At 67.6% G+C, this 24,538-nt stretch carries 21 protein-coding genes; 1 reads left to right on the top strand and 20 read right to left on the bottom strand.

All coding sequences use genetic code 11. The annotated features are described in order from the left end of the window. Window positions 1-4: 4 nt before the first annotated feature. The 20 genes from ABT392_RS17675 to ABT392_RS17580 form a co-directional block, all read right to left on the bottom strand. Window positions 5-1,198 carry a M20 aminoacylase family protein gene (locus ABT392_RS17675; protein WP_395385079.1) on the bottom strand — a complete coding sequence of 398 codons (1,194 nt, stop codon included), beginning with the start codon at window positions 1,196-1,198 and terminating at the stop codon, window positions 5-7. After that, window positions 1,195-1,545, bottom strand: coding sequence for a helix-turn-helix domain-containing protein (locus ABT392_RS17670; protein WP_395385080.1), 351 nt, complete (start codon window positions 1,543-1,545; stop codon window positions 1,195-1,197). The genes ABT392_RS17675 and ABT392_RS17670 overlap by 4 nt, the downstream gene beginning before the upstream one ends. A gap of 132 nt (window positions 1,546-1,677) precedes the next feature. Next, the gene (locus tag ABT392_RS17665) at window positions 1,678-2,895 is read right to left on the bottom strand and encodes an acetyltransferase domain-containing protein (RefSeq protein WP_395385081.1); all 1,218 of its coding nucleotides are present in this window, start codon (window positions 2,893-2,895) and stop codon (window positions 1,678-1,680) included. 68 nt (window positions 2,896-2,963) lie between these two features. Then, window positions 2,964-6,110: an efflux RND transporter permease subunit gene (locus ABT392_RS17660; RefSeq protein ID WP_395385082.1), complete on the bottom strand. Its 3,147-nt coding sequence runs from the start codon at window positions 6,108-6,110 to the stop codon at window positions 2,964-2,966. Window positions 6,111-6,129: 19 nt separating this feature from the next. Then, complete coding sequence (locus ABT392_RS17655; RefSeq protein ID WP_334279422.1) at window positions 6,130-7,257, bottom strand: efflux RND transporter periplasmic adaptor subunit; 1,128 nt, start codon at window positions 7,255-7,257, stop codon at window positions 6,130-6,132. Continuing rightward, the gene (locus ABT392_RS17650; protein ID WP_395385084.1) at window positions 7,254-7,859 is read right to left on the bottom strand and encodes a hypothetical protein; all 606 of its coding nucleotides are present in this window, start codon (window positions 7,857-7,859) and stop codon (window positions 7,254-7,256) included. The genes ABT392_RS17655 and ABT392_RS17650 overlap by 4 nt, the downstream gene beginning before the upstream one ends. Further along, window positions 7,856-9,082: a TolC family protein gene (locus tag ABT392_RS17645; protein ID WP_334279420.1), complete on the bottom strand. Its 1,227-nt coding sequence runs from the start codon at window positions 9,080-9,082 to the stop codon at window positions 7,856-7,858. Before ABT392_RS17645 ends, ABT392_RS17650 begins: the two co-directional genes overlap by 4 nt. Window positions 9,083-9,213: 131 nt before the next feature. Then, window positions 9,214-9,672 carry a hypothetical protein gene (locus tag ABT392_RS17640; RefSeq protein WP_464970833.1) on the bottom strand — a complete coding sequence of 153 codons (459 nt, stop codon included), beginning with the start codon at window positions 9,670-9,672 and terminating at the stop codon, window positions 9,214-9,216. Between the two features lie 104 nt (window positions 9,673-9,776). Then, window positions 9,777-11,816, bottom strand: coding sequence for a PepSY domain-containing protein (locus ABT392_RS17635; RefSeq protein WP_395385086.1), 2,040 nt, complete (start codon window positions 11,814-11,816; stop codon window positions 9,777-9,779). 39 nt (window positions 11,817-11,855) lie between these two features. After that, a complete protein-coding gene (locus ABT392_RS17630) occupies window positions 11,856-12,599 on the bottom strand; it encodes a hypothetical protein (RefSeq protein WP_464970832.1) in 744 nt (247 codons plus the stop codon). Between the two features lie 38 nt (window positions 12,600-12,637). Beyond that, the gene (locus ABT392_RS17625) at window positions 12,638-13,009 is read right to left on the bottom strand and encodes a hypothetical protein (RefSeq protein WP_395385088.1); all 372 of its coding nucleotides are present in this window, start codon (window positions 13,007-13,009) and stop codon (window positions 12,638-12,640) included. 31 nt (window positions 13,010-13,040) lie between these two features. After that, on the bottom strand, window positions 13,041-13,784 hold the full coding sequence (locus ABT392_RS17620; protein ID WP_395385089.1) for a DUF4198 domain-containing protein: 744 nt from the start codon (window positions 13,782-13,784) through the stop codon (window positions 13,041-13,043). Window positions 13,785-13,801: 17 nt separating this feature from the next. After that, window positions 13,802-15,988: a TonB-dependent siderophore receptor gene (locus tag ABT392_RS17615; RefSeq protein WP_334279414.1), complete on the bottom strand. Its 2,187-nt coding sequence runs from the start codon at window positions 15,986-15,988 to the stop codon at window positions 13,802-13,804. Window positions 15,989-16,672: 684 nt separating this feature from the next. Beyond that, a complete protein-coding gene (locus ABT392_RS17610; protein WP_334279413.1) occupies window positions 16,673-17,821 on the bottom strand; it encodes an NAD(P)/FAD-dependent oxidoreductase in 1,149 nt (382 codons plus the stop codon). Further along, window positions 17,818-19,212 carry an FAD/NAD(P)-dependent oxidoreductase gene (locus ABT392_RS17605; RefSeq protein ID WP_334279412.1) on the bottom strand — a complete coding sequence of 465 codons (1,395 nt, stop codon included), beginning with the start codon at window positions 19,210-19,212 and terminating at the stop codon, window positions 17,818-17,820. The genes ABT392_RS17610 and ABT392_RS17605 overlap by 4 nt, the downstream gene beginning before the upstream one ends. Beyond that, entirely contained in the window at window positions 19,209-19,568 is a 360-nt protein-coding gene (locus ABT392_RS17600; RefSeq protein WP_334279411.1) for a (2Fe-2S)-binding protein, read from the bottom strand. Before ABT392_RS17600 ends, ABT392_RS17605 begins: the two co-directional genes overlap by 4 nt. Continuing rightward, window positions 19,565-20,074, bottom strand: coding sequence for an Lrp/AsnC family transcriptional regulator (locus ABT392_RS17595; RefSeq protein WP_334279410.1), 510 nt, complete (start codon window positions 20,072-20,074; stop codon window positions 19,565-19,567). Before ABT392_RS17595 ends, ABT392_RS17600 begins: the two co-directional genes overlap by 4 nt. A gap of 58 nt (window positions 20,075-20,132) precedes the next feature. Next, on the bottom strand, window positions 20,133-21,530 hold the full coding sequence (locus tag ABT392_RS17590; RefSeq protein ID WP_395385090.1) for an aspartate aminotransferase family protein: 1,398 nt from the start codon (window positions 21,528-21,530) through the stop codon (window positions 20,133-20,135). 148 nt (window positions 21,531-21,678) lie between these two features. Next, on the bottom strand, window positions 21,679-22,611 hold the full coding sequence (locus tag ABT392_RS17585) for a 2-hydroxyacid dehydrogenase (protein WP_395386811.1): 933 nt from the start codon (window positions 22,609-22,611) through the stop codon (window positions 21,679-21,681). Further along, window positions 22,608-23,426: a GNAT family N-acetyltransferase gene (locus ABT392_RS17580; protein ID WP_334279733.1), complete on the bottom strand. Its 819-nt coding sequence runs from the start codon at window positions 23,424-23,426 to the stop codon at window positions 22,608-22,610. Before ABT392_RS17580 ends, ABT392_RS17585 begins: the two co-directional genes overlap by 4 nt. Before the next feature lie 444 nt (window positions 23,427-23,870). Between ABT392_RS17580 and ABT392_RS17575 the strand changes: the two genes are divergently transcribed. Continuing rightward, window positions 23,871-24,536, top strand: a complete 666-nt coding sequence (locus ABT392_RS17575; RefSeq protein WP_334279408.1) for a haloacid dehalogenase type II — start codon at window positions 23,871-23,873, stop codon at window positions 24,534-24,536. Window positions 24,537-24,538: the final 2 nt, after the last annotated feature.

Below are 24,538 nucleotides of genomic sequence, written 5' to 3'. Positions count from 1 at the left end.
GCCCTCAGCCCCCCAAGCCACCCATCTCCCGCTCCACCACCGCCGTGAACCATCTGATTCCCAGCGGCAAGGCCTTGTCGTTGAAGTCGTAGCAGGGGTGATGAAGCGGGCGTGATGCCCAAGCCGCCACTGCATCTGCGTCCGAGACGGCAGCAGCGGCCGCCCCCTGACCCAGCCAGAGATAGGCACCAGGAACTTCCTTCAGCATGAAGGCAAAGTCCTCGGAGGTGAAGGCGGGCCGTGCGGCCTCGCTGGCCCGCAAGCCGATGGACTGCGCAGCGGCCAGCGCCAGCTCGGCCTCGGCGCGGCTGTTGATCGTGGCGGGGTAGTAGCGCGTGTACGTGACCTCGATCTCGGTGCCACTGGAGAGTGCCACGCCAGCGGCCCGGGCGCGCAAGGCGGCCTCGATGCGGTCTTGTGTGTCGGCATCGAAGCTGCGCACGGTGCCGGTGATGCCGACCTCGGCGGGCAGCACATTGTGTGAATGGCCGCCCTCGATCCGCGTCACCGACAGCACGGCCGATTCGCCGGGGTCGATCTGTCGCGCCACGATGGTGTTGAGCTGGCAGACCAGCTCGCTGGCCGCCAGGATGGCGTCGGGCGTCTGCTGCGGCTGGGCCGCATGGCCGCCGCGGCCGCGCACCGTGATGTCGAATCGATCTGCCGCCGCCATGATGGCGCCGGGCCGCGTCTGCGCCTCGCCCAGCGGCAGGTCGGGCCAGTTGTGCAGGGCGTAGACGGCATCGCAAGGGAAGCGCTCGAAGAGCCCGTCCTCGATCATGACCCGGGCACCGCCCTTGCCCTCTTCTGCCGGCTGGAAGATGAAGACCACCGTGCCGGCGAATCGGCGGGTGCGCGCCAGATGACGGGCCGCGCCGAGCAGCATGGTGGTGTGCCCGTCGTGGCCACAACCATGATGGATGCCCCCGGTGCGGCTCGCATGGGCCAGCCCGCTTTGCTCCTGCATCGGCAGGGCATCCATGTCGGCGCGCAGGCCGATGCAGCGGCCCGCGCCATGGCGGAGCACGCCCACGACGCCTGTCCCACCAATGCCTTCGTGGACCTCCAGCCCGAGCTCCTTCAGCGCCGCGGCCACGAGGGCTGCCGTGCGGTGCTCGGTGAATGCCAGCTCGGGATGGGCGTGGATGTCCTGGCGCAGCGCGACCAGGGCCGGCAGCAGGTCGGCAACTTCGCTCATGCAGCGCTTTCGGCTGCCGACTGGAACTGGCCGGGCGTCATGCCGCATTGCCGCTTGAAACGTCGGTTGAGATGGCTCTGGTCAAAGAAGCCGACCTCGCTGGCAACGCGCGCCGCCGGCAGGCCCTGGCGCAGCAGGGCCTGGGCATGCTCGATGCGCTGCTCATTGATGTAGCGATAGGGCGAAGTCCCCACGCGCTGGCGAAACACCCGGGCGAAACGCCAGAGGCTGAGCCCGCACAGCTGTGCCAGCAACTCAAGCCTGATCGGCTCGCCGAGATGCTGGTGGATGTGTTCCAGGGCGGGTGCGAGCGAGCGCCGCCGCGTGCCTTCAACAACAGTTGCCATGGCTGCAAGCTTAGGGCCGCCGCCATCTACGCATCGGCCGTTCAGGCGCCGGCCGGCAGCATGGAATTGCGATTTCCAGGCTGCCCAAGACACAAGATGCGGGCCGCCGTCCCGGCGGCCCGACTGCTTCGATCAGAAGTAGCGCACCCAGGAGAGGGTCGTGCGCCGCTTGTAGTTGGCAAAGGCCTTCACCGGGAAGTACAGCAAGGGCACCATGGTCAGCCAGACCACCCAGACAATCCAGAACGAATCGATATCCACACCGAAGCGCGTGCCCTGGTTGGGGCCGAAGATCGCGTACATGATGCGGTAGCCGACCATCAGCACATAGAGGTGCAGGATGTAATAGAACATCGCCGCGCCGCCAAAGGTGGAGAGGATGCGTGTGACACGGTTGTCGCGGAACTCCAGGGCCGCCAGCGTCAGCATGCCGCCGCCGCCCACCGTCATCAGCAGGAAGTCGAGCGAGGGCGGGTACTTGGTGAAGTTGAGCCAGGACTTCACGGTCTCCACCGTGGTGGCACCGGGTGTCCAGGGCGCGTTCTCGCCGTAAATGTTGAAGCCGCGCAGCACCGCCAGCACGGCCAGCGAGGCCAGGCCGGTCAGCACCAGGACGCGCTGGCGCCACAGCCTGTCCACGGTCGCCGAGAACAGCGGCGCAAAGGCATAGCCCAGCAGGATCACGCCCACCCACGGCAGGGCCGGGTAGCTGACCTTGACCTTCACGATGCCCTCGGTCACCAGCCAGCCGCGATGCATCATCAGCGTCCACAGCGGATACCAGGCGCTGTCGGGCGACACATTGACACCGGCGAAGGCGTTGTGACCGCCCACGATGACAAAGCCCAGCGTTGCCAGCGCCCAGCGCGGCAGCCCCGACAGCAAGGCCAGAGCCACCATGGTGAAGCCGATGGCCCACATGACCTGCAGATAGAGCACCTGATAGGTGCCGTTCCAGGACAGGTTCACCACCGTCAGCTCCAGCGCAATCAGGAGCAGGCCGCGCTTGAGCAGGAACTCGCGCACATTGCGAGTCACGCCGCTGGGCGGGTTGGCGTAGAGCCAGGCCGACAGGCCGGTCAGGAACACGAAGATCGGTGCGCAGAAATGCGCCGCCAGCCGCGAGAAGAACAGGTCGTTGGGCGTGCCCGGCAGCGTCATCGGGTCGGTGACGTTCAGGTGCAGGTACAGGTTCTCGCGCACATGGTCGAGCAGCATCACGATCATCACCAGGCCCCGCAGGGCGTCGATGGACGTGATGCGAGCCTTGTGCGCGGCCGCGGTGCTTTGCAGGGCCGCAGCGGGCCGCGCCGCTACCGATCCTTGGGTCATGCTTGAAGAACTGGCCATGATGGACTCTCGCTTTTGAGGGAGTTTGCGGGCGACGGCTTGCGCCTGTGGAATGTAGCGAACATGGGTCAGAAGGCCTCGCGCACGGCAGGTGCCAGCGCCTCGGCTTCCCTGTCATCGACCTCGACCAGCAGGCGCTGCGTGGGCTGCTGGCCAACCAGCCAGAACACCACCGGTGTCAGCAGCGTGTCGAGCAGGGTCGAGCTGATCAGGCCGCCGAAGATCACCACGGCCACCGGATGCAGGATTTCCTTGCCCGGGGCGTCGGCCGCGAGCAGCAGCGGCGTCAGTGCAAAGGCGGCCACCAGGGCCGTCATCAGCACCGGCGTGAGCCGCTCCAGCGAACCGCGCACGATCATGGCCTGGCTGAACGTTTCGTTCTCGAAGCGGCACAGGTTGATGTAGTGGCTGACCTTCAGGATGCCGTTGCGTGTGGCGATGCCGGCCAGGGTGATGAAGCCCACCATCGAGGCCACCGACAGGCTCACGCCACCGATCCACATCGCCACCACACTGCCGATCAGGGCCAGCGGAATATTGGCCATGATCACACCGGCCAGCACGGCAGAGCGGTAGCGCGAATACAGCACCAGGAAGACCATGGTCAGCGACAGCAGCGACAGCGCCGCGATCAGTCGCGTGGCCTGCTCCTGCGCCTGGAACTGGCCTTCGAGGCTGACGAAGTTGCCTTCGGGCAGGCGGGTCTCACCGATCACCTTGCGGATGTCGGTAATGACCTTGCCCATGTCGCGGCCGTCGGTATTGGCATAGACGACGATGCGGCGGCGGCTGTTCTCGCGGCCGATCTGGTTGGGACCGTCGCTCTCATCCACCGTGGCGATGGCCGACACCGGCAGCCGGCCGGCGGGTGTGTCGATCAGCGTGCTGGCCAGGTCCTGCGGGCTGCGCTGGCCGTCGGGCAGGCGCAGCACCAGGTCGTAGCGGCGCTGGCCGTCCACGATCTCGGCGCTGTGCGCACCATCGGTCAGCGCCTGCAACGTGCGCATCGCCTCGCCGGGTGCAAGACCGGCCTGGGCCGCCTTGCGCAGGTCCAGGCGCACGGTGATTTGCGGAATGAGCACCTGCTTTTCGGTGGTCAGGTCCACGAGGCCCGGCACCTGGCTGAGGCGCAGGCGCATCTGCTCGGCCAGGCCCCGCAGCGTGTCGATGTCGTCGCCGTAGATCTTCAAGGCGATCTGCGCGCGCACACCGGAGAGCAGGTGGTCCAGCCGGTGCGAGATCGGTTGGCCGATGGCCACTTGCGCCGGCAGCACCGAGAGCTTTTCACGGATCGCGGCCATCACCGCCTCGCGGTCGCGGCCACCGCGCTTCAGGTCCACGTCGATCTCGGAGGAGTGCACGCCCTCGGCATGTTCGTCGAGCTCGGCGCGGCCGGTGCGGCGACCCACCTGGGTCACCTCGGGCACTTCGCGTATCAGCGTTTCGGCCAGCCGGCCCAGGCGGTTGGCTTCATCCAGCGAGGTGCCCGGGTTGAACATCATGCCCAGCACCAGCGAACCCTCGTTGAAGGCCGGCAGGAAGGCGCGCGGCATGAAGGCCACGCTGGCACCGGCCACCAGCACGGCGGCCGTGGCCAGCGACACGAGCATGCGGGCGCGCGGGAACGACCAGGCAAGGAGGCGCGCGTCATGCTTTTTCAGCCAGCGCACCAGCGGGCTGTCCTCATGGTCCAGCCGTTTCATCTTCGGCAGGAGCCAGGCGCACAGCACCGGGGTCAGCGTCATCGACACCGCCATCGAGGCCAGCACCGAAGCGATGTAGGCAATGCCCAGGGGCGAGAAGAGGCGACCCTCGATGCCAGGCAACGCGAACAGGGGCACGAACACCAGCACGACGATGACGGTCGCGTAGACGATGCCCGAGCGCACTTCGACGCTGGCCTGGCGCACCACCTCGCGCACCGGCAAGGGGTTGCCGGCAGCACGGTTGATCTTGAGCCGCCGCAGGATGTTCTCGACGTCGACCACGGCGTCGTCCACCAGCTCACCGATGGCGATGGCGATGCCGCCCAGCGTCATCACGTTGATCGACTGCCCGAGCAGCTCGAAGACCAGGGCCGTCACCGCCAGCGACAGCGGAATCGCGGTCAGCGAGATCAGTGTCGTGCGGGCCGACAGCAGGAAGGCGAACAGCACGATGGCCACCATCACGGCACCGTCGCGCAGCGCCTCGGTCACATTGCCCACCGAGGCCTCGATGAAGTCGGCCTGGCGGAACAGCACCTTGGGCTCGGCGACGCCAGCGGGCAGACCGGCCTTCAACTCTTTCAGCGCCGTCTCGATCTGATGGGTCAGGCGCACCGTGTCCGAGCCAGGCTGCTTCTGCACGCTGACGATCACGGCGGGCACGCCGTCGTAGCCGGCGTCGCCACGCTTCATCGCAGCGGCAATGCGCACCTTGGCCACCTGTTCGAGCAGGATGGCGCGGCCGTCCTTCCAGGCCACGGCCACGCCCTGCAGGTCTTCGATGCGCGTGGTGCGCGCCATGTGGCGGATCAGGTACTCGCGGCTGTTCAGGTCGATGAAGCCGCCGCCGGCATTGCTGGCAAAGCCGGAGAGCGCCGTCTGGATCTGCGTCAGCGAAACGCCGGCCTGGGCCATGCGCACGGTGTCGGGCTCGACGCGCAAGGTGCGCACCTCGCCGCCGATGGGAATGACCTGCGACACGCCGATGATGGACAAGAGGCGAGGCCGCAGCACGAAGTCAGCGTACTCGCGCACCTGCATCGGCGTGGCAGCTTTCGGGTCATTCGCCTTCAGAGGCAAGGCAATCAGCATCACCTCGCCCATGATGGACGACACCGGCCCCATCACCGGCGTGATGCCGGCTGGCAGCTGCTCGCGCACCAGACCCAGGCGCTCGCCCACGATCTGGCGGTTGCGGTAGATGTCGGTGCCCCAGTCGAACTCGGCGTAGTGGATGGCCAGGCCGACGCCCGAGGTCGAGCGCACGCGGGTCACGCCGGGCATGCCGTTGAGCGCCGTCTCGATGGGCACGGTCACCAGCTGCTCCACCTCTTCCGGCGCCATGCCGCCGGCCTCGGTGAGCACGGTGATCAAGGGCTTGTTGAGGTCGGGGAACACGTCGACCGGCGTGCGCCAGGCCGTGATCGCGCCATAGACCAGCAGCATGGCCGCGAAGGCCAGCACGAAGAGCCTGTTGTGCAGGCTGTAGCGGACTATCCAGTTGAACATGATGGTCTGCCCTGCCCGGTTAACGGATCTGGGCGATCAGGGACGCGCCCTGCATCACCACGCGGTTGGAATCGCCGAGGCCTTGAATCACGACCACCGAGTTGCTGTCCAGCGGCCGGTAGTCCACCGGCTGCGGGATGTATCGCTCGGCGCCCGACTTGATCCAGACGATGGCCTGGTTGGCCGGGTTGCGAACCACGGCTTGCGCCGGTACGACATAGCCCTTGAGCTGGGTGTTGAGCGTCACGATCACGGCCAGCGGCTGGCCCACGGCCAGCGGCAGCGCGCCACCGCGCTCGGCCTGGGCGCGGAAGGTCAGCGGCAGCACGCCATCGCGCATCACGCGGCTGGCGCCAGTCAGGCTCAGCTTGACGCCGGCCTGGTCCTGCAGGCGGGCGCCGGTGATGCGCGAGACGAGGCTCGGGTCCGCCGTGCTGGCTTCGACCAGCACATGGGACGGTGCGATCACCTCGAACAGCACATCGCGCGGCTCGACCACCTGGCCGGCCAGGGCCGAGGCGCTGGCGATCACGCCATCCACCGGGGCGAGCAGCGCCTCGCGGGCCTGCAGGCTGCCGCCCACGTCGCGCTCGCGGTCCGTGAGGCTGGCCAGTTCGGCTTCGGCGGCCTCGATCTCCTTGCGCGGCACACTGCCTTCCAGCGTGCGCAGGCGCTCGACGCGCTGGGCCGCCAGCTTGCGGTTGCTGGCCAGCTCGCTCAATTGCGCCTGCTGATTGGCGCGGGCAAACGGCTCGGCATGGAAGCGCACATAGGCCAGTACCTCGCCCTTGCGCACCGTCTGGCCGGCCACCGGCAGGCCCTTGGGGCCGGGCTCGATGCGGCCGCCTTGCACGGTCTGCACGCGGCCGCTGGCGTTCGGGTCGATGACCACGCGGCCCGGCAGCTGCAGGGCGGCCGGGGCGTCGGTCAGTGGTACGAAGCGGGTCAGGATGCCCATGCGCCGCTGAGCGGCCACCGGCACTTGCACGCTGCCGTCGGGCAGGCGGGCGAGGCCGTCGATCTTGAGCGCGGCGGGGCTGTCGAGATGCTCGCCATTGGGGCCGTGGGCGCCGGGCGAAGCCAGGGCCGTGCCGGCGATGAGGCCCGTCAGTGCCAGCAGCGGGAACAGGTTCTTGTTGATCATCATGCGGCTCCGAAGCTGTTGTTCATGCGGCGACTGCGGCGGCGCAGGGCCGCGAACAGGATCAGCAGCGCGCCGCCGCCACCGGCGACGTACAGGCCGTTGCGCAGCGCATGCGAGGTCGCGGGCGGCTCGTGGATCTCTTCGGAATGCGGGGCCACCGCCAGCGCGCCGTCCAGCAGGTCGCTGTCGGTACCGGCGCTCACGGTGAACACCAGGGCATGCGTGCCAGGCTTGTCCAGCTCGGCCAGCATCTTCTTGTCGCTGACCTCATAGGTGCCGGCTTCGGCCTGGTACACCGCCGTGGCCTTCACTGCGCCCAGTTCCACGTCCAGCCTGGCCCCGAGCACCGCTTCATTGGTTTCGTAGCGGCTCAGGTAGATCACGAAGCTTTGCGGCTGCAGACGAGCCACCAGTTCGAACTGTTCGGAATGCGCCTCCAGGCGCGGCACGCCGGCACCCGAGAGGTTAGCGGCCGGGCCGTCGAGGTGTTCGCCATTGGGCCCATGGGCACCCGGGGAAGCGAACGAGGTGCCCGGGCCAAGCAGGCACAGGCCGGCGGCCAGGACCAGAGCATGGGCAAGGCGGCGATGGTGAAGGTGATTCATGGCAGTACCCCGGAAGCTTGGAGGAGGCGGGCGCGGGCGGCACCCAGCGCGGCCTGGTGGCGGGCGAGCGTGGCCTCGGCCTGTGCGGCGGCTTGCACGGCGAGCAGCAAATCAGGCAAGGCGGTTTCGCCGGCACGGAAGGACTTGTCGAGCAGCGCACTGCGCTGGCGCAGCAGGCCGGCGCGCTCGCGCTGCATCGCAGCCTGGCGCGTGGCCGACTGCAGGGCATCGCGGGCAATGGCCAGTTCGGCGGCGAGTTCAAGCCGGGTGCGGGTCTGCTCGGCCAGGGCCTGGTCGAGCGCGCCCTGGGCGGCTGCACGCAGCGGCTCGTTGCGCACCGCCATGCCGAAGGGCACGCGCAGCGCCAGCGTCATGCTGCCCTGGCGCGGCTGGCCATAGGCATCGCGCTCGCTGCGGTAGGCGAGGCTCAGCTCGGGAGCTTCGGCACGGTCGCGCCGGGCCACTTCGAGCTGGCGGCGAGCGGCTTCGGCGGCTAGCGCCAGTTGCGCAAGCGCAGGGTGCTGGTCCTGCTCCAGCGTCGCATCGGCTTGCGGCGCTTCGCCCTCTGCCGGCTCGACATCGGCAGGCAGTCCGGTCAGGCCGGTCCAGCGCAGGCTCTCGGCCTGCAGGCGTTGCCTCACGGCCAGCGCCTCGGCCTCGGCGGCCAGCGCTTCGCCTTGGGCGGCCAGTGCATCGGTGCTTGCCAGGTCGCCGGCCTTGACGCGCCGCTCAACGTCGGCGCTGAGCGCTCTCATGTAGCGGCTCTGGGCCTCGTTGGCAGCCAGTTCGGCGCGCAGGCCGACCAGGCTCCAGGCCAGCTCACGCAATTGACCGGCCAGGCGCAGACGCGCCAGGGCAACGCTGGCAGATGCCAGCCCGAGCTCGGCGTCGGCAGCGGCCTGCTTTGCAGCCCGCTGGCCGGGCAGCCAGAGCGGCAGGGCGACGCCGATTTCGCGTTCCTGCACACCGTGGTTGTCCTGGGCCCGGTCGCTGCGCTGCGACAGCGAGAGGGACGGCGGCGCGGCCAGCAAGCTGGCGGCGGCCTTCTGCTCTGCAGCGGCGCGCAGCTGCTGGGCCTGCGATGCAGCGCCGGCCTGGGTGCGCTGCCAGGCCGCATCGATGGCGCCGGCCAGCGTGACCGGTTCCGCCTGGGCGGACACCAGCATGCAGCACCAGACGCTGCCCACCGCGAGGCGGGTACTGATCCTGTGTTTGGTTTTCAATTTGATACTGCCGAGATCGGGCTACTCAGGGCTTGCGTGCGCGCAGATGACGCAATGCAAGATCCCTCAGCCCTGTTGTGATGGCTCGCCGCGGCGGCTCGAGAGCTCAGGCGCGGCAGTGCTGCTTCATTTCAGGAGAAGGATCTGGGCGGGCGGCGGGGGCCGCTCAACTCGGGGTCGGCGGGTGGGGCTTCGGGGCGCGCATCGGGCCGGCTGCAGGCCGCGCGGATCGTCGGGCTGTCGACACCGGCGGGAATGGGCCCCATGGCGCTCAGGCAAGCGTCCAGGGCCATGTGGTGATTGGAGTCCGCCAACTGGTCCTGGTGAAAGTCCGGGTGGGGCGCCTGGTGAGGGTCCTGGTCGGAGGAGGCAGCAGCCAGGCCCAGTCCTTCAGACAAGGACTCGAAGGCCAGGAGCCCGTCCGCCTGCAGGCTGGCCCCGTGTGCATGGTGGTGCGAAACGCCCGACCAGTGCAGCACATCATGCAGCGTCTCGGTGGGGCTGCCGCGGCCCACCCAGTGCCCGCCCAGCGACACTGCTTGCAGCAGCATGGCCATCATCAGCACGAAGAAGACAGGGCGGCGGGACATGGCGAAATTATGGAAGCTGCGCCGCGCAATGCCTGCGGTTTGAGGGGGGGGGCGCGCAATGTCCTGTTGATTTCAGCGGCCGGCCGCAGCACATGCTGCTGTCCTCACAAGTCGAGCACCAACCGACCCGATGCGCGCGAGACGCAGGTGATGATGCGGTCGCCCGCGGCATGCTCTGCCGGGCTGAGAAAAGCATCGCGGTGCTCGCAGCGGCCTTCGATCACCCGTGTCGAGCAAGTGCCGCACACGCCTTCGCGGCAGGACGTGGGCACAGGCACACCGGCCGCATCGAGCACTTCGACAATGCTGCGGTCGGCCGGCACCTGCAGCGTGCGGCCCGAGCGGCGCAGGTGCAGCTCGAAGGGCTCGCACGGGGCGCCCACGAGCTTGGTGTCGGCGCCGAAATGCTCGACATGGATCGCCTCGGCCGGCCAGCTTGCCGCTGCCGCCACCTGTTGCACCGCCTCCATGAAGCGGTTCGATCCGCACAGGTAGAGATGATGCCCCGACGCATGCACCGCCAGCAGGCGACCCAGCCACTGCTGCAGCCGCTCCGACCCCATTGAATAGTGGATATGCACCCTGCCTTCGAAGCGCGGTTGCCGCAGCAGCTCGGCGAAAGCCACATGCTCCTGCGAGTGGGCCAAGTAGTGCAGCTCGAACGAAGCGCCACGGCCCTGCAGATGCTGCGCCATGCCCAGCAGCGGCGTGATGCCGATGCCGGCGGCCAGCAGCACCTGGTGCGTGGCGCCCGCTGCGAGCGGGAAATTGTTGCGCGGGCCGTCTATCGTCAGCACGTCGCCCACCCGCACCTGCTCGTGCATTGCTGCCGAGCCGCCGCGCGAGGTGTCGCTGCGCTTCACGGCGATCAGGTAGCGAGCGCGCTCGGCCGGGTCGTTGCAGAGCGAGTACTGGCGCACGAGGCCATTTTCGAGATGCACGCCGACATGGGCACCCGCCTCGAACGCAGGCAAGGGCCTGCCGTCGGCGCTGACCAGCTCGAAGGACTTGATGCCCAGTGCCTCTTCGCCGATGGCCTGCACCCGTACCCGCAATCCCGGCACCGGCTTGCTGCGCCCCCGCAGGACGCTGCTGACACCGGTCCAGGCCAGCACCGGCACCGCGAGCACGCCGATGAACTGCAGCCATTGCAGCAGCAGGCCGTACTCGCCGCCGTGGATCGCTCCCGCGGTGAGGTAGATCCGGTTGCCCAGGCTGCTCTCGGCGTAAGACTCGCTGCGCAGCAGGGCGCCGCTGTAGGCATCGAACCAGGCGTAGCTGAGAGCCTGCGGATGCGGCGCGCCGTGCTCGACGGCATAGACCTCGACAGGGTCGCCGGCCTTTCTTGCCGCAGTGACGACTACGAGGCTCGGCCGATTGAACACGGCCCGGCCGCGCTCCCACAGCAGGCCCAGATCCAGCGGGTTGGCGCCGGGCGCAGGTGCCGAGGAGCTTGGCCTGGGCGCGGGCGCCTTGGAGCCGACAGCGACGTCCAGTGCGCTGCGGGCCCACTGAAAGGCCAGCGGCAGCGAAGTGAGCGTCACCGCCAGCAGGACCACGCTGGCATACAGACCCGACACCCGATGCAGGTTCAACGCGAAGGCGCGCCCCTTCAGCTGCGGCCGCAGCGTGGCCGCGGCCTTCAACGCCTGGCCGCGGGGCCACCACAAGGCGAGGCCACCAACCACCATCAGCAGGGCCAGTACCAGGGCGATGCTGCCGGCGATGGTGTTGGCAAGCTGGTTGTCGTCGAGGAAGCGGAAGCGGTGGAACTGTTCGAGCCGGCCGAACAGCCCGCCCCAGCGCGGCTGCCGGGCGATGACGCGGGCGCCGCAGGGATCGACCGAGAGCTGCTGGCCATCGGCAAAACGCAGCAGCGTCGGCTCGCCGGGGCCGCCTTGCAGGATCAGGCTGGTGAGCGCAATGCCCGGCTGGGCGGCAAGCGCTGCGGCGACCTGCGTTGGCAGCGCGTGGGGCGCCTCGCAGCCGGCTGTATTTGAAGGCGCAGGTTCGGCCAGTGGCTTCAGCTGTTCGCGGAACTCCAGCGCGAGGCCGGTCAGCGCCATGTAGAGCAGCAGCGGGCCCAGGATCAGACCGGTCCAGCGATGGACCTGGAGCAGCTTGCTGCGTTTCGTACCGCGCACCCTGTTTCTCCTGTGCAGCCTGGCGCGTTCGCGGCAGGCCTAGAACGGGACACTGACCATGGCCTTCAGGGTCAGTTCGTCGGCGGCCTTGGTCAAGCCTCGACCGATGCCGAAGTTCAGACCCCAATCTTCCACATAGGTATCGACGGTAAGGAACAGTACCTGGCTCTGCTCACTGGCAGGCAGGATCCTGCGGGTCGTTCCCAGTTCCGCATGGAACTCGAGGCCCAGCTGAAGTCTGGGCGTGATGCCGCGCGCGAGCTTCGCGCTGACAGCGACATCGGCCGTTTTCGAGCCCAGGCCATCGGAAAGATTCCAGCCGAACTTGGGGTTCACGGCCCACAACCAATCGGCATTGCGCCAGCCCGCGATCAGCAGCAATTCGGCGGTGCTGCGCGATTCGGAGAAGCGCTGCTTGAAACGCGCCAGCTCGGCATTGCCGCCCAGGAACCAGCCGGTCTGATCATCGGCCGGCCTGACCGGCAACCACTTGAGTCCCAGCTTGATGCCTGCAGGATGGGTGCTGCCGTCGGCATCGCGGCTGGCCGCCAGTGACAGGCCGGCCTCCCAGTTCGGGGCCAGGCCATAGGCCAGGCCGGTCGAGAAGCGCCAGCCGCGGTGCGGCAGCACCTCACCAGGGTAGTCTGCCGTGCGGCGTCCATTCGGCGTGGTGTTCAGGTGCAGGTCCATGCCGACCTGGCCCACCTCGCTGATCGTGTCGGCATGGACCTGGATGGCATCCGGAAAGCCGGCGTGAACCGGCGGGGCCAGCAGTGCCGACATCAGTGCCGCCAGCGACGCGAAGAGGTGGCGGCAGCACTTCACTTGATCACGAAGCGGGCGCTGCTGTTCTGCTTGTCCTCGGTGATCACGACGGCAATGACCTTGTCGCCCTTGACCAGCTTGGCGCCCTTGGCCACGAGCTTGTCACCTGCCGCAGGCTCCAGCTTGAACTCGGACTTGGCGCCGCCGCTCAGCACGGTGAGCTTGCCGCTGACCTTGGCCGTGGGCACGGCCTGGCCATGGTCATCGAGATAGAGCTCGGCTGCATCCGGCGTGGCGACAAGCTCGAGCTTGAGCTCGCCCGCCATCTGCACGATGCCGCCATGCCGGGGCTTCTCGTCGCCGTGGGCAAAGGCGACGCCAAGCTGCAGTGACGCAGCGAGCAGGACGAGGGTGGAAAGCTTCTTCATGATCTTGGCTCCTGGACTTGGGGTCGAGTTCTCATTCGGGCTCATGTGGAAGCACGAAGGAGAGCGAAGCCAGATTCTCGATCTGGTTGACCTTGGCAGGATTCGTAGGCGCCGATTTGAAGATCGCGACGATGACATTGAGTCCCTGGTTGCGCACCTTGATCGTGACCATGCCGTCCTTGTCGGCCACCGCACCCTTGTCGTCGGGGTCGTTCACATAGTCGGCCAGCACGCGAGCGCCGGCTGCGGGCTTGCCCTTGTGGAGCACGCGCAGCTGCAGCGGCTCGCCATGCTTGACCGGCAGCGGCGTCGCCACCGGCACGATCTGGAGCAGCTGATCGGGCAGCAGCGGCATCGGCCCGCTCAGCACACGCCGCAAGTGCACGCCGTACTTGAAGTTGTGCTCGCTGATGACGGCGGTCGGCACCTCGTCCTTGCCCTTGTTGTGCCACTTGCCGTCGGGCGTCTTGCTCCACATGCCGTAGTCCATCGCGGCGGCGATGAAGGCGGGCTGGTTGTCGATGTTGACGCTCACCAGGGCGCCGTTGGTGACGAGCTGCGAGGGCACGGCCGAGCCGTCCTCGTCATAGCCACCGAAGCTGGTGATCTTGGGCAGTCGTTTGATCACGTCGAGGTCGTCGGCGCCCACGCCGAACACCATCGCCAGATGGTTGGCGCGCTGTGCAAACCAGAAGCCGTGCGCCTGCGCGCCGCTGGCAACCAGGACACTGGCAGCCAGCGTTGCCGATGTCAGGACTTTGAAGAATTTCTTCATGAAGCTGCTCCGGCCGATCAGAACTTGTACTGGGCCGACAGGGTGAACTTGCGACCGTTGCCGGGGTAGACCCACCACTGTGCGTAGGAGCTGCTGTAGAAGGTCTTGTCGAAGACGTTGTCGACATCGAGCGAGAGCTTCCATGCCTTGCCGATGGCGTAGCTGCCGATCAGCTTGACCGTCGTGTAGGCCGGCAGCGTGAAGAGGTCGACCGGATTCACGGGCGCCACGGAGCCCTCGCGCGCACCGACGTAGTTCAGGCCGACGCCGGCCGTCGCGCCGTTGCCACTCAACTGGAAGGACTGCACCAGCAGCAGGTTGGCGCTGTGCTTGGGCACGTTGGGCAACTGGCGGCCGACCAGGCTGACGCCTGTTGCCGCAGCGTTGTCCTGGGTCACCTTGGCGTCTGTGAACGCATAGGCCGCCGACAGGCGCAGGCCCGCCGCGATCTCGCCGCCCAGGTCGAACTCCAGGCCCTTGCTCTCCACCGCGCCTGCGGCGATGGAAGCATTGTTCGGGTCCCTCGGGTCGGGCGTCAGCACGTTCTTCTTGGAGATCTTGTAGATCGCCACCGTGCTGCTGATCTTGCCGTCGGCGGAGTCGTACTTGGCACCGAGCTCACCCGACTTGCCCGTCTCGGCCGGGAATGACTGCTTCTCGAAGCTGATGCCGCTGTTCGGGCGGAAGCTCTTGGACGCGGTGGCGTACAGCGACACCTGCTTGCTCGGCTGATAGACCAGGCCGGCACGCGGTGAGTTGGCGCTCAGCGACTGCTCCACGAGAGCCCCGCTGTTGTGGTCACGCACCGATTGGTCGTACTTGTCATAGCGCACACCCAGCAGCAGCTTCCACTGCTCGGCCAGGTCGATCTGGTCTTGGGCGTAGATCGACTTGGAGCGCTGCTCCTCGTGCGTGGCGGTCAGTGGCACGGCCGGGAAGGCGGGTGGCGGATTGCCGTACACGGGGTTGTTGATGTCAAGGTCCTGGCTCGCCAGCCGGCGAACGCGGTACTGCAGGCGGTCGTCGGTGAACTTGTAGGCGTCAGCGCCGATCAGCAGGTTGTGCTGCATGCCCGCGCCGCGCACCTTGCCCAGCACCTCGAAGCGGCCCGAGACATCAGTGGCCGAGTTGTCACGGTTGCGGCGCTGGCGCACCACGGTGTGACCATCTGGCCGCAGGAAGGTGTAGCCGTCGCCCAGGGTGACGACCTCGGTCGAGATGCCCTGGATCGAGCTTTCGCGGTAGCTCAGGCCGGTCTGGAAGGACCAGTCGTCGTTGAAGAAGTGCTGCACGAAGACCTGGTTGCCGGTCGTCTTGATCTCGGTCGGGCCGTCGCCCGGCTCGCCGAGGAAGAGCGAGCGCGGCACGACGTCGAGCTTGCCCTTGATGGCGATCACGCCACGATCGAAGGTTGCCTGCTGCTTGGAATACTCCAGCTCATACGAGATCGTCGTGTCCTCGCCGAGCATCCACAGGAAGGACGGCGACACCAGGGTGCGCTCGGAGCTGACGTAGTCGCGGTAGCTGTCGGCCTTCTCGTGCGATGCGTTGAGGCGGTAGGCGACCTGGTCGCTGATCGGGCCGGTCAGGTCGGCCGTTGCACGCATCGTGCCGTAGCTGCCGCCCGACAGGCCGAGCGTGTACTCGGGCACGAACAGCGGCTTCTTGGTCGTGATGTTGACCGTGCCGCCAGGCTCGCCGCGGCCGTAGAGCGCCGAGGCCGGGCCCTTCAGGATTTCGACCGAGGCGGTGTTGGCGGAGCCACGCACGCCGTTGTAGCCGCGGCTGTAGTTGAAGCCGTTGACCATGTAGTCCGAACCGAAGTTGGGATCACCGGTAAAGCCGCGCATCGCGTAGCTGTCCCACACGCCGCCGAAGTTGCTCTGCTTGGCAATGCCGCTGCTGAGATCCAGCGCATCGGCCAGCTTGGTGACGCCGGCATCGACCAGCACTTCGGCCGACAGCACGCGAACGCTCTGCGCCATGTCGCGCACCGGCGTGTCGGTCTTCATCGCGCCGGTGGCGGAGAGGGTCTTGTAGGGCTGGCGAGTGCCGTCGACCTTCACGACTTCGAGCTTGTTGGGCTCGGCGGCGGCAGCGCCTGCCTGCGCTGCCGGCTTGGCCTCCTGGGACCAGGCATAGGTGCTGCAGGCCAGAAGGGCCGCCGCTGGAATCGCGGCACGGGAAAGGCGTCGTGTGGACATCGCGGGTAGCTCCTGAAAAGTCAACGGAAATGAAAGTGGCTCAAAACTTCCGGCCGAAGCCGAGCCGTCCGGTCAATCCCTGTGGGATCGAACCATAGCGGCGGTACTCAACAATTCACTCGGTATTGCTGCCGGGGCGCAGCAAGGTCAGCTCAGCTTTTTGGGCGGTCGGCGCGGACACTCGGGAACCGGCCCATCCGGGGCTGCCTCATCGACGAGCTCGGGGTGCGAGCTGGCGACGGGAGCGTCGAGAGGCATGGGGCGGCGAGACATGTGCGAATTATGAAAGTTGGTTCTTGAAATGCCTGCTGTTTGAGGGCCTGTGCACACAATCTCCTGTCGTATTCGGCGGCCTGTTGCAGCACAGGCTGCTGCATGCCGAAACCTGGTGCGCCAGGGGCCCCGCTGGTGCAGGGTTTGCACCGAGTCGGGCGGGTTTGTGGGCGGGAATCGGCAGTTAGCTGCCGCTCGGTTTTGCGCCTTGGTCGGTCGAAGATCAGGCCGCCAGCGGGCGCCCCTTCGCTCATGTCCCCCGGCCTTCGGCCTCCTCCTTTACTTCGCTGCGGGACACCCACTGCCGTCCTGATCCGCACCACCGTGGCCTGCGCCGGGTGGCAGGCGCAGGTTCGGCCGAGGGCCTCGGCAGCGCGAAAGAAGGAAACAGCGAACGGCCGCAACGTGCCGTTACCGGGCGCGGGCCTTGTCAAATCGGCCGATCGAGAAGGCCTCGATCGGCGTTGTGGTCTGGCCGGTGGCCAGCAGCTCGGCCATGACCTCGCCGACGCCTGGGCTGATTGCAAAGCCTTCGCCGTTGAAGCCGAAGGCGTAGTGCAGGCCGGGCACGCGCGCGCTGGGGCCCATTACCGGTGCCCAGTCGGCCGTGTAGCCCTCGATCCCGCTCCAGACGCGCAGCAACTGCACATTGGCAAAGGCCGGCACGAAGCGGCGCAGCTCGCGCAGCTGGCGCAATGTGTTGTCAGGCGTGGCGTAGGCACGGATCCGGTCGGCATGGGCGATGCTCTTGAGCCCGCCGCCGAACACGACGTTGCCGCGCGAGATCTGGCGGAAGTACAGGCCTTCGGTCTCGATGGGTGACGAGAGTCCGATGGACGGCCCGATGGCATAGGGCAGCGGTTCGGTCACGCCCATCGTGGGGCCGCGGGCTTCCATCGGAATGGGTTCGCCAAACGACGCGGCGAAATGCCCCGACCAGGCACCGCTGGTCACCAGCAGCTGGGCCGCGCGATAGCGCCGGCCGTCGGTGGTGTGTGCCACGAAGTCGGCCCCGTCACGCTCGATGTGGGCCACCTCGCTGTGCTCATGCACGGTGGCGCCGGCCCGCACGGCGGCGCGGCCGAAGGCAGGGCCGGCGAGGCGGGGGTTGGCATGGCCATCGATGGGCGACAGCGAACCTGCCACGACTTCCGGGCTGAAGATGCCCCAGCGCTGGCGCAGTTGCTCGGCGCTGAAGATTTCCAGGTCCAGACCCAGCGGACGAACTTCGCGCGCATGGGCCGCGAGCTTCTCGGCCTGCGCCTCGGTATAGCAGACCCGCAGATGGCCGTAGGGCACGAACTCCAGGTCTTCGCCGAGCAGCTCCTTGATGCGCTGCCAATTGCGGTGGGCCCGGTTGGCCAACGGCATCTGCGCGAGGTCGCGGCCCTGGCGGCGCACATTGCCGAAGTTGGTGCCGCTGGCCTGGCGGCCGATCAGCTCGCGCTCCAGCAGCGTGACGCTGAGCCCGTGCTCGCGGCGCAGGAAGAAGGCGGTGGTGGTGCCCATCAGGCCGCCACCGATGATGAGCACATCGCTGCGCTGAAGTTCGGTGCTCATCGCTGCACCTCCTCCGCATTCATCAGCACCGGCTTGACAGGCGCCTGGCTGCGGATGCGGCCCACCGACTCGACCGGGATCGAAGCGCAGGCCGCGATCACCTCCGCCGCCGCATGGCCGCAATAGCGGCCCTGGCAGCGACCCATGCCGACCCGGCTGAAGGCCTTGGCCCGGTTCACTTCCTGGCTGCCAAAGTCATTCACGCAGTGGCGCAGCTCGCCGGCCGTGATCGCTTCGCAGCGGCACACCACGGCGGCATCGGGCAGCGCGGCGGCTTGCTGATGCGGCCAAGGGAAGGCGCGGGCCAGGCCTTGGCGGAAGCGCTCCATCGTGGCGAGGGTCTGGCGCAGCGCGGGCTGCTCCTTCACATACATGGCGCTGCCCGCTGAATGACCCAAATCGTGCAGCGCCGCCAGCGCGGCCAGGCGGCCGGCGGCCTCGGCGCCGTCCGCGCCGAGGATGCGCGCGCCGTCGCCGGCCAGGTAAACGCCAGCCGTGCTGCTGCGGCCATCGGCGTCGATGCGGGGCAGCCATTGGCGGCTCAGGGGGTCGAAGTCGAACTCGCAGCGCGCCAGATCGGCCAGCTGCGACTCGGCGCGCAGATGCCAGCCCAGGCCCACCGCGTCACCGCTGAAGCGCCGCTCGCGGCCCTGCGCGTCGCGAACCAACACGCCGCTCACGCCCAGTGTGGGCGAGCCCTCGATGCGCTGCGGCGCGACGCCCTTGAGCAGCGTCACACCGGCGCGTTTGAGCATGAGCTGCAGTTGCAGGCCGATCCACAAGAGGCGCGGCCGGCTCAGCAACCCGCTCAGGGCGGTCAGGGGAGGAATGGCCGGCGAGGTGTCGAGCACGGCCTCGACCGTGGCGCCGGCCTTCACGTATTGCGAGGCCACCAGATAGAGCAAGGGCCCGCTGCCCATGAAGATAACGCGGCTGCCGATGGCGCAGGCCTGGGCCTTCAGCGCGATCTGCGAAGCACCCAGGCTGTAGCAGCCGGCCAGGTTCCAGCCCGGCACCGGCATCAGCCGGTCCGTCGCACCGGAGCAGACGATCAGTGCATCGAAGGGGGCTTCGGACGTGCTGCCGTCGGCCGGCTGCACCAGATGGAGCATGCCGGGCGTGAGGTTCCAGGCCAGGGTTTCGGGGCGGTAGTCGGCGTGCTCGCGCAGCGCATCGAAAGCCGTGTGGACGGCCTTGGCCTTGGCCGCTTCGCTGCCATACAGGCTGGCGTAGTCGCGCTTGAAGCCCTCGGGCTGGCGGCGGTAGATCTGGCCACCCGAACGCCGGCCTTCGTCGATCACGACGGGCCGAATGCCGGCGGCAACCAGCGCCTCGGCCGCTCGCACACCGGCCGGACCGGCGCCGACCACCACAACGCGAGGCGCGCTCATCGCGAGCGCCCCTGCAAGATCTTCAAGTCGGGTGTGAGCGGCCAGTACTGCGCCGGTGGCCGGCTGCGCAAGGCCATGCCTTCTTCGGCTGTGGTCGAGCAGGCGCGCAGGCGCTGGCCTGCTTCGGTCCAGATCCAGCAATCCTGGCAGGCGCCCATCAGGCAGAAGCCGGCGCGTTCGCCATCGCCGAATTCGGAGGCGCGCAGGCTGCGCCGGTGGTTCAGCAAGGCCACCAGCAGGGTGTCGCCTTGCAGCACGCTGACCTGTTGGCCGTCGATGCTGAGCGCCAGGCTGGCGCGGTCTTTCTCAGCCAGGCGCACGAAGCGCGCGCCCGGTGCGGGGTAGGTTGCACTCATGCAGCGGGGGAATCGGAGCTGGGCGGGAACAGCCGCTCGATCGGGTAGTGGTTCTTGACGAAGGGCGACTTGATGACGATGAAGCTGAAGTACTTCTCGATGCCGATATTGCGTTCGAGCAGACCTTCGATCACCGACTGGTAATGGTTGACGCCCCGGGTGCAAAAGCGCAGCAGATAGTCGTAGCCGCCGCTGACCAGATGGCATTCGAGGATCTCGTCGACCTCGCGGATCGCGGTCTCGAAGCGCACGAAGTCTTCGCGGTGATGGTCAGACAGCGTGACCTCGGTGAACACCGTCAGCGTGTCGCCCAGCTTCTCCAGGCGGAGCTGCGCGCCGTAGCCGACGATGTAGCCGGCCTGTTCCAGCCGCTTCACGCGGATCAGGCAGGGGCTGGGCGAAAGCCCGACCGCATCGGCCAGGTCGACATTGGTGATGCGGCCGTTCTTCTGCAGCTGGCTGAGGATGCGCAGGTCGAGGCGGTCAAGCTTGAGGGGTCCGGTCACGGTGCTTCACTCACTGGAATGCAGGAAGGCTCATTCTGCTTCGCGTGGCCGGTGCGCGCTACTTCAACGCGGCGCGCACATCGGCGTGAGACAACACATCGTCCAGCGTCTTGCGCAGGCGCTCTGCCATCACGGCAAACTCATCCTCGCTGAAACACAGGGCCGGTGCGAAGCCGAGGATGTGGTCGCCGAAGGAGCGGAACACCAGGCCGTTGCGGTAGCCGGTGTCGAACAGGCGGTCCGCGAGGCCCAGCGCCGGGTCGAAACCCTGCTTGCTGGACTTGTCGCTGACCAGCTCGAGGGCACCGAGCAGCCCGCGGTGGCGCACGTCGCCGACCAGCGGATGCTCGCGCAGGCCCTCGAGCGCCGCGGCAAAGTGCGACGCGACCTTCTGCCCGTTGGCCAGCAGGCCGCCTTCTTCATACAGGCGCAGCACTTCCAGGGCCACGGCCGCGCTGACCGGATGGGCGGAGTAGGTGGCGCCATGGCCGATCGGCGCACCGACCGGAGCGCCGTCTGCGATGCCCGCGTAGACCTGCTCCGACATCAGCAAGGCGCCCATCGGCGCATAGCCGGCGGTCAGGCCCTTGGCAACCGTCATCAGGTCCGGCTGCACGCCCTCGGCATCGCACGCGAACATCGGGCCGGTGCGGCCGAAGCCGGTGATGACCTCGTCGACCACGAAGAGGATGTCCAGTTCGCGTGCGGCATCGCTCATCGCCTTGAGCCAGCCCTTGGGCGGAATCATCACGCCGCCCGAGCCCTGGATGGGTTCGCAGAAGAAGGCAGCGACGCGCTCGGCGCCCAGCTCGGCCACCTTGGCCCGCAGCGCGGCCACCGAGGCGGCGATCACGGCCGCGTCATCGCTGCCCACGGGGTTGCGATAGGGGTAGGGCGAGGCGATGTAGTGCTGGTTGGGCAGCGGCATGTCGAAGCCGCGATGGAACACCGGCAGCGCGGTCAGACCTGACCCCATCGACGAAGAACCGTGATAGCCCCGTTGCAGCGAGATGAATTGCTTCTTCTCGGGCCGGCCGGTGTTGTTGAAGTACTGCGTGATCAGCCGGATCGCGGCGTCGACCGCCTCCGAGCCACCCAGGGTCAGGTAGACGCGGGTCAGCGACGCTGGCGAGATCTCGACCAGCTTGGCCGCCAGGCGGATCGCCGGCTCGCTGCCGAAGTGGAAGTAGCCGGTGGCATAGGGCAGCTTGCGCATCTGCTCGGCCGCGGCCTGCACGACCGACTCATGGCCATAGCCGATGTTGACGCACCAAAGCCCGGCGAAGGCGTCCAGCAGCTGATGGCCGCTGGCGTCCTTGAGCCAGGCGCCCTGGCCCGATTCGAGCATGGTGACGCCGCGCTGCTCATGCTTGCGCCAGGGAGCAACCGGGTGGATGAGGTGGCCGCGATCCAGCGAGATCAGGGCGTCGAGATGGGGGTGGGCGGGGGACTGCATCGGTGAAAGGCCAGCTTCGTGAACGTGAGCAAAGCTTAGGCCTGCTCACGCAGCGGGTGGTGCTGCAATGGAAGCCCTGATGCGGGCTGGCGCGCTGTTCTTTGGGCGCGGACGGCAGAAGATTCTGCCGGTCCTGCATCGAGCCTGTTCAGTAGCCCAATTGCCGGTCCACCAAGCCGGTCATGGCCTCGCCGCGCTCGAAGCGGGCGAGGTTGTCCAGCAGCACCTCGGCCGCAGACGCTGCCTGGGTCATGCTGGCAATGTGTGGTGTGAGCCAGATCTTCGGATGGAGCCAGAACAGATGGCCCGGGGGCAAGGGCTCGGGCTCGCAGACATCGAGTACCGCGTGCGAGAGCTGCCCGCTGTCCAGCGCGGCCAGCAGGTCGGCCTCGACCAGCTGCGGCCCGCGCCCCACATGGATGAGGCCGGCGCCAGCCGGCAGCGAAGCGAACAGCGACGCATTCAGCAAGCCTCGCGTCGCCGCGGTCAAGGGCAGCAGGCAGATCAGGATGTCCGTGCGCGCGAGAAAGGCCGGCAATTCCTCTGCGCCGGCATGGCATTGCACGCCTTCGACCTCATGCCTTGAGCGGCTCCAGGCGGCGCAGTCGAAACCGAAGCTGCGCAGCTGCTTCAAGACGGCCTGGCCCAGAGAGCCCAGGCCGAGCACACCGACGCGGCGCTTCGCCGCCGGCACCACCGGCCGTGGTTCCCACCGTCCGGAAAATTGCTTTCGCCGGTAGTCCGGCATGTCGCGATGCTGGCTCAGCACGGCCCAGCAGACATACTCGACCATGCCGTTCACGATGCCCGGCTCGACCATGCGCACGACGGCCAGGTCGGCCGGCAGGCTGGGCAGGTCGAACTGATCGACGCCGGCGCCTGTCGAGAACAGCACCTGCAGATTGGGGAAGCGCGTGGCCAGGTTTTCAGGGGGCTCCCAGGCGGCCATGTAGCGCACCGCGCCGGGGTCGCCGATGTCGGGCCAGATCCGGAAATCGACATGAGGCGCCTGGCGCGCAAACACCTCGGCCCAGATCCGGCCGCGCACCGGATCGGCCTTGTACAGGAAGCTCACGCTCAGCCCAGCGCCTGGGTCACCAGCGCATAGCGGCGCACGCCCGCGACCGGCGCGGGCACGGGGCCGCGCATCATCTCGGTGGGGGCATCGACACGCAGCAGGCCCAGTGACTCCAGCCACTCGGCCAGGCCACTGTCGAAGTCGATGTCGATGCGCACGAACCTGCCGGCACTCAGCCCCACCAGGTGGGCGATCAGGGCCTGCGCGCCTTCTGCGTCAGGCGCGACCACCGGGCCGATGATCAGGCCGCGGCCAAAGCGGCGCAGCATCGCGAAGCCGCAGGCTGCGCCGTCCTGGTCGAGCACCACGGTGTCGGCGGTGGCCAGCAGCTCGGCAATCAAGGCCTCGCGCGGCATGCCGCGCGCCTTTGCATCCAGTTGGGTCAGCGTGGCCAGGTCCTTCTGGCCCGCAGGCCGCAGGCGGCGGCCCTCATGCAGGGCCACCAGCGGTGCCGACTGGGCAACGCCCTGATGCTGGCGCACTTCGCCGGTGCGCACGAAGCCCAGCCTTTCATAGAGCCCGCGTCCTTCGGCCGTGGCATGCAGGAGGATGGTGCGCCCCTCGAGCCTCCTGAGCAGGTCCTGCATCAGGCGGATGCCGATGCGCCGGCCCTGGCAGCGCGGGTCGACGATGACCAGACCCAGCGTTGCATGCTTCGGGCCCCAGTTCCAGCTGAGGGCGGTGCCGACGATCTCGCCATCGCGCTCGGCGACGATGCCGCTGCCCAGGTTGAAAGCGGCCTGCCAGTCGGTCGGGCGGTGCGGCCAGTGCACGGCGACCGACAGACCATGGGCGGCCTCCAGGTCGGAGGCTTCCATGGCTCGCAACACGACACCGTCGGGCGACGGCGCCACAGGCTGATTGAGTGTGCTCAAGAGAGTGCTCCGGGGACGCGATATGGCCTCATGGTTCCAAGCTTGCCTGGCTCGCGCTAGGACAATCTTGTCGCTTCGCGAGGAACGACAGCATGCGCTGTCTGCCGCCTCCCTCTCGCAACAATGTGCCTGACCGGCACCTGCCAACGGGGCCAAATTTCAGGCCAGTCTAACTAGCATCTCGCTTGTGCAGGAAACAGGAATGCACGCCTGAAATGACCGCGATGAGCCGCCGCAGCCTATGCCGAGACGGCCGCCGCAAACCACAGTTTCATGCGCGCGGCGGGGCCACAACCCTGCACTTCTCTTCGGCGCCCATGCTTCAATGAAGTCAAGCAAAGAGCCGCCTTCACGCCCGATTTCGACACCGAACTTCAAGGAATCAACATGGTCTTCCGTCCCAAGTACATCAGCTTCGACTGCTACGGCACGCTGACCCGCTTCCGCATGGCCGAGCTGAGCCGCGAGATCTATTCGGACCGCATCAAGCCCGAGCAAATGGAGCAGTTCATCGCCGACTTCACTGCCTACCGCTTCGACGAAGTGCTGGGCGACTGGCAGCCCTACGAAGTGGTGCTGAAGAATGCCGTGCGCCGTCTGTGCAAGAAGTGGAAGATCCAGTACTTCGACCACGAAGCCCAGCGCTACTACGACGCGGTGCCGACCTGGACGCCGCACGACGACGTACCGGCCGGCCTGGCCAAGGTGGCCAAGGAGATTCCGCTGGTCATCCTGTCAAACGCGATGGATCACCAGATCCAGAAGAACGTGGCCATGCTGGGCGCGCCCTTCCACCGCGTCTACACGGCTCAGCAGGCCCAGGCCTACAAGCCGCGGCTGAAGGCCTTCGAATACATGTTCGATTCGCTGAACGCCAACCCGGAAGACTTCCTGCACGTCTCGTCCAGCCTGCGCTACGACCTGATGTCGGCCGACGACCTGGGCATCAAGAACAAGGTCTTCGTCAACCGCGGCCACGGCCCGGGCTGCCCGGAGTACAACTACGTCGAGATCAAGGACATCGGCGGCCTGCCCGGCGTCGTCGGCCTCTGATT

This window comes from Paucibacter sp. JuS9 (assembly GCF_044043925.2).
GTDB lineage: Bacteria > Pseudomonadota > Gammaproteobacteria > Burkholderiales > Burkholderiaceae_C > JAUASW01.
Note: the sequence above shows the minus strand (reverse complement) of the source record. Positions and strands in the feature narration are given on the sequence as shown.

What these genes read in the sequence shown, in the direction of transcription:
- ABT392_RS17615 (WP_334279414.1), bottom strand. Translation starts at nt 15,988, where the DNA reads ATGTCCACACGACGCCTTTCCCGTGCCGCGATTCCAGCGGCGGCCCTT.
- ABT392_RS17605 (WP_334279412.1), bottom strand. Translation starts at nt 19,212, where the DNA reads ATGAGCGCGCCTCGCGTTGTGGTGGTCGGCGCCGGTCCGGCCGGTGTG.
- ABT392_RS17650 (WP_395385084.1), bottom strand. Translation starts at nt 7,859, where the DNA reads ATGAATCACCTTCACCATCGCCGCCTTGCCCATGCTCTGGTCCTGGCC.
- ABT392_RS17670 (WP_395385080.1), bottom strand. Translation starts at nt 1,545, where the DNA reads ATGGCAACTGTTGTTGAAGGCACGCGGCGGCGCTCGCTCGCACCCGCC.
- ABT392_RS17675 (WP_395385079.1), bottom strand. Translation starts at nt 1,198, where the DNA reads ATGAGCGAAGTTGCCGACCTGCTGCCGGCCCTGGTCGCGCTGCGCCAG.
- ABT392_RS17620 (WP_395385089.1), bottom strand. Translation starts at nt 13,784, where the DNA reads ATGAAGAAATTCTTCAAAGTCCTGACATCGGCAACGCTGGCTGCCAGT.
- ABT392_RS17660 (WP_395385082.1), bottom strand. Translation starts at nt 6,110, where the DNA reads ATGTTCAACTGGATAGTCCGCTACAGCCTGCACAACAGGCTCTTCGTG.
- ABT392_RS17600 (WP_334279411.1), bottom strand. Translation starts at nt 19,568, where the DNA reads ATGAGTGCAACCTACCCCGCACCGGGCGCGCGCTTCGTGCGCCTGGCT.
- ABT392_RS17590 (WP_395385090.1), bottom strand. Translation starts at nt 21,530, where the DNA reads ATGCAGTCCCCCGCCCACCCCCATCTCGACGCCCTGATCTCGCTGGAT.
- ABT392_RS17580 (WP_334279733.1), bottom strand. Translation starts at nt 23,426, where the DNA reads ATGGAAGCCTCCGACCTGGAGGCCGCCCATGGTCTGTCGGTCGCCGTG.
- ABT392_RS17630 (WP_464970832.1), bottom strand. Translation starts at nt 12,599, where the DNA reads ATGTCGGCACTGCTGGCCCCGCCGGTTCACGCCGGCTTTCCGGATGCC.
- ABT392_RS17655 (WP_334279422.1), bottom strand. Translation starts at nt 7,257, where the DNA reads ATGATGATCAACAAGAACCTGTTCCCGCTGCTGGCACTGACGGGCCTC.
- ABT392_RS17640 (WP_464970833.1), bottom strand. Translation starts at nt 9,672, where the DNA reads ATGTCCCGCCGCCCTGTCTTCTTCGTGCTGATGATGGCCATGCTGCTG.
- ABT392_RS17625 (WP_395385088.1), bottom strand. Translation starts at nt 13,009, where the DNA reads ATGAAGAAGCTTTCCACCCTCGTCCTGCTCGCTGCGTCACTGCAGCTT.
- ABT392_RS17665 (WP_395385081.1), bottom strand. Translation starts at nt 2,895, where the DNA reads ATGGCCAGTTCTTCAAGCATGACCCAAGGATCGGTAGCGGCGCGGCCC.
- ABT392_RS17610 (WP_334279413.1), bottom strand. Translation starts at nt 17,821, where the DNA reads ATGAGCACCGAACTTCAGCGCAGCGATGTGCTCATCATCGGTGGCGGC.
- ABT392_RS17575 (WP_334279408.1), top strand. Translation starts at nt 23,871, where the DNA reads ATGGTCTTCCGTCCCAAGTACATCAGCTTCGACTGCTACGGCACGCTG.